Annotated in this window: 7 protein-coding genes; 3 read left to right on the top strand and 4 right to left on the bottom strand. The window is 70.4% G+C overall.

Going from position 1 to position 8,382, the window contains the following annotated elements; translation table 11 throughout:
- The 3 genes from dmpG to AIIKEEIJ_RS09610 form a co-directional block, all read right to left on the bottom strand.
- The coding region (dmpG, locus tag AIIKEEIJ_RS09620) for a 4-hydroxy-2-oxovalerate aldolase (protein WP_161995532.1) at positions 1 to 1,016 on the bottom strand (1,016 nt) is incomplete at its 3' end.
- A gap of 5 nt (positions 1,017 to 1,021) precedes the next feature.
- Complete coding sequence (locus tag AIIKEEIJ_RS09615; RefSeq protein ID WP_050034557.1) at positions 1,022 to 1,951, bottom strand: acetaldehyde dehydrogenase (acetylating); 930 nt, start codon at positions 1,949 to 1,951, stop codon at positions 1,022 to 1,024.
- Between the two features lie 29 nt (positions 1,952 to 1,980).
- Positions 1,981 to 2,766 (bottom strand): fumarylacetoacetate hydrolase family protein, encoded by a 786-nt coding sequence (locus tag AIIKEEIJ_RS09610; protein ID WP_161995531.1) that lies wholly within the window; start codon positions 2,764 to 2,766, stop codon positions 1,981 to 1,983.
- A gap of 131 nt (positions 2,767 to 2,897) precedes the next feature.
- Here AIIKEEIJ_RS09610 and kstD point away from each other — a divergent pair, with 131 nt between their 5' ends.
- The 3 genes from kstD to AIIKEEIJ_RS09595 are packed head-to-tail and all read left to right on the top strand — an operon-like array spanning position 2,898 to position 7,324.
- Positions 2,898 to 4,610, top strand: a complete 1,713-nt coding sequence (gene kstD / locus AIIKEEIJ_RS09605; RefSeq protein WP_161995530.1) for a 3-oxosteroid 1-dehydrogenase — start codon at positions 2,898 to 2,900, stop codon at positions 4,608 to 4,610.
- Between the two features lie 50 nt (positions 4,611 to 4,660).
- Positions 4,661 to 5,521, top strand: coding sequence for a MaoC/PaaZ C-terminal domain-containing protein (locus tag AIIKEEIJ_RS09600; RefSeq protein ID WP_161995529.1), 861 nt, complete (start codon positions 4,661 to 4,663; stop codon positions 5,519 to 5,521).
- Between the two features lie 57 nt (positions 5,522 to 5,578).
- Positions 5,579 to 7,324: a cholesterol oxidase substrate-binding domain-containing protein gene (locus AIIKEEIJ_RS09595; protein ID WP_161995528.1), complete on the top strand. Its 1,746-nt coding sequence runs from the start codon at positions 5,579 to 5,581 to the stop codon at positions 7,322 to 7,324.
- Positions 7,325 to 7,357: 33 nt separating this feature from the next.
- Here AIIKEEIJ_RS09595 and AIIKEEIJ_RS09590 read toward each other — a convergent pair whose 3' ends face one another.
- Complete coding sequence (locus AIIKEEIJ_RS09590) at positions 7,358 to 8,287, bottom strand: hypothetical protein (RefSeq protein WP_238406282.1); 930 nt, start codon at positions 8,285 to 8,287, stop codon at positions 7,358 to 7,360.
- Positions 8,288 to 8,382: the final 95 nt, after the last annotated feature.

Here is an 8,382-nt window from a genome sequence, read left to right as displayed (position 1 = left end):
TCCTCCTGGCCGCCGATGAGCTTGCGCTTGCCCGCCCGCACCAGCAGCTCCGCGGCGGAGACCCCGTACCGCTCGGCCTGGCGCTCGGCGTGGCGCAGGAAGCTCGAGTACACCCCGGCGTAGCCCATCATCAGGGCCTGACGGTCGAGCAGGCACTCGGCGGGCATCACGGGGCGCACGACGTCCTCCGCGGCGTCCGCGACGGCGAAGAAGTCGATGCCGGTCTTGATCCCCACCTTGTCGCACACGCCGACGAACGCCTCGACCGGGGTGTTGCCGGCACCCGCGCCGAACCGGCGGGCCGACCCGTCGATCTGCTTGGCACCCGCGCGGACCGCCGCGATCGAATTCGCCACGCCCAGGCCGAGATTCTCGTGCCCGTGGAAGCCGACCTGCGCGTCGGAACCCAGCTCCGCGACGAGCGCCTCGACGCGTTCGGCGACCTGCTCGAGAACGAGCGCGCCGGCCGAGTCGACGACGTACACGCACTGGCAGCCCGCGTCGGCCATGATGCGGGCCTGCTCGGCCAGCTTCTCCGGGGTGACGGTGTGCGCCATCATCAGAAAGCCCACGGTCTCGAGCCCGCGCTCGCGGGCGAGCCCGAAGTGCTGGACGGACACGTCCGCCTCGGTGCAGTGGGTGGCGATGCGGCAGATCGAGGCGCCGTTGTCCTGCGCCTCGATGATGTCCTCCTTGATGCCGACACCGGGCAGCATGAGGAAGGCGATCTTCGCGTGCTGCGCGGTGTCGACGGCGATCTTGATCAGTTCCTGCTCCGGCACTTTCGAGAACCCGTAGTTGAACGAGGACCCGCCGAGGCCGTCGCCGTGCGTGACCTCGATGACGGGGACGCCCGAGAGGTCGAGGGCGGCGACGACGGCGCGCACCTCCTCCCGGTCGAACTGGTGACGCTTGTGGTGCGAGCCGTCGCGCAGCGACGTGTCGGTCACGCGGATGTCCCACGACGGCTCGAAGAAGATGTCGTCGCGACGGAGGTCGGAGTTCGAAGAGGTCATCGGAGTCAGGCCTTCACGGTGGAGTTCGAGGGGAGGGAGTCCGCCGAGAGGAGCGCGCGGGCGATCTCCTCGCCCACCTTGGTGGCGGCCGCGGTCATGATGTCGAGGTTGCCGGCGTACGGCGGCAGGAAGTCGCCGGCGCCCTCCACCTCGACGAAGGTGGTGACGGTGGCGTGCCCGCCGGACACGACGGTCGGCTCGTCGAACTGTGGTTCGTTGAGCAGGCGGTAGCCGGGCACGTACTCCTGCACGTCGGCGACGACGCGGTGGATGGACTCGGCGATCGCGTCCCGGTCGGCGTCCTCGGGGATGGCACAGAAGATGGTGTCGCGCATGATCATCGGCGGGTCCGCCGGATTGAGGATGATGATCGCCTTGCCCTTGCGGGCACCGCCGATGGTCTCGATGCCCCGGCTGGTGGTCTTGGTGAACTCGTCGATGTTGGCGCGGGTGCCCGGCCCGGCGGACACCGACGCCACCGACGCCACGATCTCGGCGTAGGGCACGTCCGCCACCCGGGAGACGGCGTGCACGATCGGGATGGTGGCCTGACCGCCGCAGGTGATCATGTTGACGTTGGGCACGTCGAGATGCGCCCCGAGGTTCGCCGGTGGCACGACGGCCGGTCCGACGGCGGCAGGGGTGAGGTCGATCGCCCGGATGCCGGCCGCCTCGTACCTCGGCGCCGCCGCCCGGTGCACGTACGCGGACGTCGCCTCGAACACCAGGTCCGGCTTCTCCGGCTGCGCGAGCAACCAGTCGATGCCCTCGGCCGATGTCTCCAGGCCGAGCGTGCGGGCGCGGGCGAGGCCCTCGCTCGCCGGGTCGATGCCGATCATCCACCGCGGCTCGAGCAGGTCCGAACGCTGCAGTTTGTAGAGCAGGTCGGTGCTGATGTTGCCCGACCCGACGATCGCGACACTTGCCTTGGCCATTGTTTCTCCTTGCAGTCGGGACCGGGTGGTCACGAGAACGTGAGCGAGACGGAGCCCAGTCCCGCGAACTCGGCGTGGAACTCGTCGCCGGGGCGCGCGTCGACGGCCCGGGTGCACGAGCCGGGCAGGACGATGTCGCCCGCCTTCAGCCGCACTCCGAAACTCTCGACCTTGCGGGCGAGCCAGGCGACGGCGGTGACGGGATTGCCGAGCACCGCGTCGCTGCGCCCCTCGGCGATCCGTTCGCCGTTGCGGGTGAGCACGGCGTCGATGCCCTTGATGTCGACGCCGGACGGCGCCACCCGCTGCGCGCCGAGCACCCATCCGGCGGAGGAGGCGTTGTCGGCGATGGTGTCCGCGAGGCCGATCTTCCAGTCCTTGATCCGGCTGTCGATCAGTTCGATGGACGGCGCGAACGCGACGGTGGCGTCGAGGACGTCGCTCTCGGTGCAGTCCGCGCCGGGCAGGTCCTTGCCGAGCACGAAGGCCACCTCGACTTCCACCCGCGGGAAGCAGTACCGCGAGGTGTCGACGGGCCGGTCCTCGAAGACCTGCATGTCGTCGAGCAGGTGGCCGTAGTCGGGTTCGTCCACGCCCATCATCTGCTGCATGGCCAGCGAGGACAGCCCGACCTTGTGGCCGACCACGCGGGCACCGGCCGCGAGCCGGCGACGGATGTTGATCAGCTGGATCTCGTAGGCGTCGACGACGTCGATGTCGGGGTGCCGGGCCACGAGCGGGCCGACGGGGGTGCGGTCGCGTTCGGCGGCCTCGAGCTCGTCCGCCAGCCGGGTGCGCAGTTGTGTCGGCAGCATTGCGGTTCCTTCCTGTTCACCGGCGACCGGCATGTTCTGCAACCTGTTTCCGTTCGGCCCGTGGTGTGCGGGTGATTCTTCCTGGCAGAGGGGATGGACTCACCGCGCCATCATTCTATAACGTGTTCTACATGATCAAGCAGGAATACGACATCGTCGTAGTCGGCAGCGGTGCCGGCGGAATGACCGCCGCGCTGACCGCCGCGCACCAGGGCGCGAGCGTCGTCCTGATCGAGAAGGCACCCCACTACGGCGGCTCGAGCGCGCGCTCGGGCGGCGGGGTGTGGATCCCGAACAACGAGGCCCTGAGGGCCGCCGGGGTCACCGACACCCCGGACTCGGCCCGCACCTACCTGCACAGCATCATCGGCGACGTGGTGCCCGCCGACAAGATCGACACCTACATCGACCGCGGGCCCGAGATGCTGTCCTTCGTGCTGAAGCACAGCGCCCTGGAACTGCAGTGGGTACCGGGCTACTCCGACTACTACCCCGAGGCCCCCGGCGGCCGGCTCGGCGGGCGGTCCGTCGAGCCGAAGCCGTTCGACGGCAAGCGCCTCGGCGACGATCTCGCCCTGCTCGAGCCCGACTACGTCAAGGGCCCGCCGAACTTCGTCATCACCCAGGCCGACTACAAGTGGCTCAACCTCCTCATGCGCAACCCGCGCGGACCGGTCCGCGCCGCGAAGGTCGGCATGCGATACCTGTGGGCCCGCGCGACGAGGAAGCACCTGCTGGTCCGCGGCCAGGCGCTCATGGCCGGACTCCGCGTCGGCCTGCGCGACGCCGGGGTACCGCTGCTGCTCAACACCGCCCTGACGGACCTCGTCGTCGAGGACGGGTTGGTGCGCGGTGTGCGCGTCGAGTCGGACGGACAGCTGCACACCATCCGGGCCCGCCGCGGCGTCGTGATCGCCTCCGGCGGCTTCGAGCACAACGAGCAGATGCGCACGCAGTATCAGCGCGCCCCGATCGGCACCGAGTGGACCGTCGGCGCGAAGGCCAACACCGGGGACGGCATCCGCGCGGGCCAGGCTCTCGGTGCCGCCGTCGATTTCATGGACGACGCCTGGTGGGGCCCGTCCTTCCCGCTCACCGGCGGCCCGTGGTTCGCCCTGTCCGAGCGCAGCCTGCCGGGCTCGATGATGGTCAACGCGGCCGGCCGGCGCTTCGTCAACGAATCCGCTCCGTACGTCGAGGCGGTGCACGCCATGTACGGCGGCCGCCACGGCCGGGGCGACGGACCCGGCGAGAACATCCCGTGCTGGATGATCCTCGACCAGCGCTACCGCAATCGCTACACCTTCGCCGGCATCACGCCCCGCAGTCCCTTCCCCAAGCGCTGGCTGAAGGCGGGTGTGGTGGTCCAGGCCGGCTCGATCAACGAGCTCGCCGAGAAGATCGGCGTGCCGGCGCAGGCCCTCACCGCGACCGTCGAACGATTCAACGGCTTCGCCCGCGCGGGCCGGGACGAGGACTTCGGACGCGGCGAATCCGGCTACGACCACTATTACGGCGACCCGCGCAACAAGCCCAATCCGAGCCTCGGCGCCATCGACAAGGCCCCCTTCTACGCGATCAAGGTGGTGCCCGGCGATCTCGGCACCAAGGGCGGCCTGCGCACCGACGCCGACGCCCGGGTCCTGCGCGAGGACGGGACCGTGATCGAGGGTCTCTACGCGGCCGGCAACGCCAGCGGTCCCGTCATGGGCCACACCTACGCCGGCCCCGGCGCCACGATCGGCCCGGCCATGACCTTCGCCTATCTCGCGGTCCTCGACGCCCTCGGCCGACCGGAGCAGCCCGCCGCGCAGCCGATCTCCGAGACCGCCGAACTGCACTGAGCCGCACTCGATCCGACCGAACCCCGTCCGCCGAACAGAAAGGGTCCCGCGTGCCCATCGATCCCGCCGTCGCACTCGGCGCCGAACTGCCCGCCCAGGAATTCGCCTGGAGCAGCAGCGACGTTCAGCTCTATCACCTCGGTCTCGGCGCCGGCGCGCGTCCCACCGACCTCGGTGAGCTGCGCTACCTGCGCGACGGCGATCCGCAGGTCCTGCCCACCTTCGCCACCGTCGCCGCGACGTTCCACGACACCGAGCCGCCGAAGGTCTCGTTCCCGGGCATCGAGATCGACCTGGCGAAGGTGGTGCACGGCAGCCAGGAGGTGACGGTGCACGCTCCCCTGCCACCGGAAGGCAAGGGCCGCACCGTGACCCGAATCGCCGAGGTGTGGGACAAGGGCAAGGCCGCGGTGATCGTGCAGGAGTCGACGACCACGGATCCGGCCGGCAACCCGCTGTGGACGGCCCGCTCGTCCATCTTCGCCCGCGGCGAGGGCGGCTTCGGCGGCGAACGCGGACCGTCCGAGTCCGTCGAATTGCCAGACCGGGCACCCGATTTCGAGGTGGATGTCGCGACGCTGCCGCAACAGGCCCTGCTGTACCGGCTGTGCGGCGACCGCAACCCGCTGCACTCGGACCCGCAGTTCGCGCAGGCCGCCGGGTTCCCCGCTCCGATCCTGCACGGGCTGTGCACGTACGGGATCGTCTGCAAGACGCTCACCGACGCGGCGCTCGACGGTGATGCCGCGTCCGTGCGCGGATTCACGGCCCGGTTCGCCGGCGTCGTCTTTCCCGGCGAGACCCTGCGGGTGCGCGCGTGGCGCACCGGCGACCGGCTGCTCGCGACCGCCGCGGTGGTCGAGCGCGACCTCGCGCCCGCCCTCACCGACGTGGTCCTCACCATCGCCTGACACCCCGTCCTCCCCCAGCACCGGCCCGCCACGGGCCGGTGAGAAAGCAGTGTGTTCATGACGATTCGCACCGAACCCCTGCGCCTGTCGCGCCGGGGTTTCCTCGCCGCCGGCGCGGGCGCGCTCGCCGCCACCGCGCTCGGCGGCTGGACCCCCGTCCACGCCGTACCGGCCGGCTCGTCCGGTGCCACCCTGACCACCCCGGCCGCGTTTCCCGACGGCATCGCCCTCTACCAGCAGGCCTACCAGAACTGGTCCAAGGAGATCATGCTCGACGCGATCTGGACGTGCGCCCCGCGCAGTCCCGAGGACGTCGTCCGGCTCGCGAACTGGGCCCACGCTCACGGCTACACCGTCCGGCCGCGTGGCGCGATGCACGGCTGGACTCCGCTGACCATCGTCAACGGCGCACCGGTGGACAGGGTGATCCTGGCGGACACGATGGCGCATCTGAACGGGGTGTCGGTGCACTCCGGTTCGGACCCCGCCACCGTCACCGCCGGAGCCGGAGCGACACTCGACGCGATCACCACGGCGCTGCAGGGGCACGGCCTCGGCTGGGCCAACCTCCCCGCACCCGGGGTGCTGTCCATCGCCGGTGCACTGGCCGTCAACGCGCACGGTGCGGCGCTGCCCGCCGACGGCGAAAAGAACGTCCCGGGACACACCTTCGGCTCGCTGAGCAATCTCGTCACAGAACTGACCACGGTGGCGTGGAACGGCAGCGAGTACGCGCTGCGCACCTACACGCGCGCCGACGCGGACATCACTGCGCTGCTCGCCCACCTCGGCCGGACGTTCGTCACCTCGGTCACCCTGCAGGCCGGCCCGGACACCCGGATGCGGTGCCAGAGCTACACCGACATCGACTGGCGCGAGCTGTTCGCGCCTGCCGGAGCACCGGGACGCACCTTCGAGAGCTTCGTGCGGGCCTGCGGGCGCGCGGAGGCGATCTGGTATCCGTTCACCGACAAGCCGTGGATGAAGGTGTGGTCCCTCGCTCCGCAGAAGCCGGTGACGTCCCGAGAGGTGTTCGGCCCGTACAACTATCCGTTCTCGGACAACGTCCCCGAGCCCGTCACCGACCTGCTCGGGCAGATGACGGCCGGGAACCCCGCCATCGCGCCGGCTTTCGGGCAGGTCTACTACAACACCACCGTCGCCGGCCTCGCCGCCACGAACTCGAGCGACATCTGGGGCTGGTCCAAGGACCTGCAGTTCTACATCAAGGCCACCACCCTGCGGCTCACGGAGGGCGGCGGCGCGGTCCTCACCAACCGCGCCAACATCGCGAACGTGATCCACGACTTCACGCAGTGGTTCCACGAACGCATCGAGCACTACCGGGCGCTGGGGCAGTACCCGCTCAACGGCCCGGTCGAGATCCGGTGCTGCGGGCTCGATCAACCCGACGACGTGCGGGTCCCGTCCGCCGGGCCGCCGACCATCTCCGCGACCCGGCCGCGACCCGACCACCCCGAGTGGGACACCGCGATCTGGCTCAACGTGCTCGGGGTGCCGGGCACCCCCGGCATGTTCGCGTTCTACCGCGAGATGGAGCAGTGGATGCGCGGTCACTACAACAACGCCGACTCCACCTTCCGGCCCGAATGGTCCAAGGGCTGGGCGTTCGGCCCCGAACTGCCGTACACGGACCAGCGGGTCATCGAGCAGGTCCTGCCCGACACCTATCGGGAAGGCGTGCCCGCGGACGAGAACTGGGACTCCGCGCGGGCGGTGTACAACCGGCTCGACCCGCATCGGATATTCAGCAACAGCTTCATCGACCGGCTGCTGCCCTGACGAGAAGGCGCCGGACATCCGCGCCCGTCGGTGCTACCCGCGCGCGTTCTCACGCGCGCGGGTAGCACCACGCCGCGCAAGCATGGTGAGGACGGATACCCGGCCGAAGTGGCCCCACAGCCGGCCGAGCCGCACCCACAGCTGCCAGTACGCCACACCCACCACGAGCGACGCCGCGAACGCGAGCCACGGGTCGATGTCCCGCAGCAGCGGATAGACCGTGAAGTGGGTCAGGTAGATGTAGAGCGACGAGGCGGCGAGCACCTCGGCCGGCCGCACCAGCAGCGCCGGCCACCAGGTCCGCGGCACCCAGATCAGCAGGAGCAGGCCGCCGATCACGAGAGCGGTGCGGTCGGTTTCGGCATGGAAGAACCCCGGCACCGTCGCCACCGCCAGGACGGACACCACCAGCCGCTGCCACACCGCGGTCGCCCGGGCGGCCGCCCAGCCGAGCGGGAAGAGCCAGAACACCACGTACGACGCCAGGATCTGACTGGTCGGCATGTCCGGCCCGAGCACCTCGTACCGGGTCAGCAGGCCCACGCCCACCAGCGCGAGCGGGAACGCGAACGGGAACCGTCGCTCGTGCCGGTCGAACCACGGCACGGCGAGCAACAGAGCCACCGCGACGAGCGCGTACACCAGCGCCTCGATGAACCAGTACCGCCATTCCTTCGTCCACGCGGGCGGTCCGAGCACCCCGTTGAGCAGGAACACGCTCGACCAGCGGTACTCGCCGGTGAGCGCGTGCACCGCGCCGATCCACACGACGGCCGGTGCGGCGATCCGGGCGACGCTGAGCAGGGTGGTGCGCAGCCGCTCGGCGCGGGGCTTGGGCAGTTGGAATCGCGCGTAGTTGTAGCCCGCGGCCGCGAGCAGCACGTGTGCCCCGCCCACGAGGGCGAACAGGTGCAGATGCGAGCCGACGATGAGCACGATCGCCACGGCGCGGATGAGCACCACCCTGCTCAGCGTCGCCCGGATCGCCGCACCGGCCGTCGTGTGGATCGGCGCGGTGCACGCGCTCACCGGCGAGTACCGCTGGTCGAGCGTGTTCC

The sequence above is a fragment of the Rhodococcus sp. YH1 genome (assembly GCF_009939605.1).
GTDB lineage: Bacteria > Actinomycetota > Actinomycetes > Mycobacteriales > Mycobacteriaceae > Rhodococcus > Rhodococcus aetherivorans.
This window is presented reverse-complemented; position numbering and strand designations above follow the sequence as displayed.

Coding starts and splice junctions, on each gene's coding strand:
- AIIKEEIJ_RS09615 (WP_050034557.1), bottom strand. CDS start 1,951: ATGGCCAAGGCAAGTGTCGCGATCGTCGGGTCGGGCAACATCAGCACC.
- AIIKEEIJ_RS09610 (WP_161995531.1), bottom strand. CDS start 2,766: ATGCTGCCGACACAACTGCGCACCCGGCTGGCGGACGAGCTCGAGGCC.
- kstD (WP_161995530.1), top strand. CDS start 2,898: ATGATCAAGCAGGAATACGACATCGTCGTAGTCGGCAGCGGTGCCGGC.
- AIIKEEIJ_RS09595 (WP_161995528.1), top strand. CDS start 5,579: ATGACGATTCGCACCGAACCCCTGCGCCTGTCGCGCCGGGGTTTCCTC.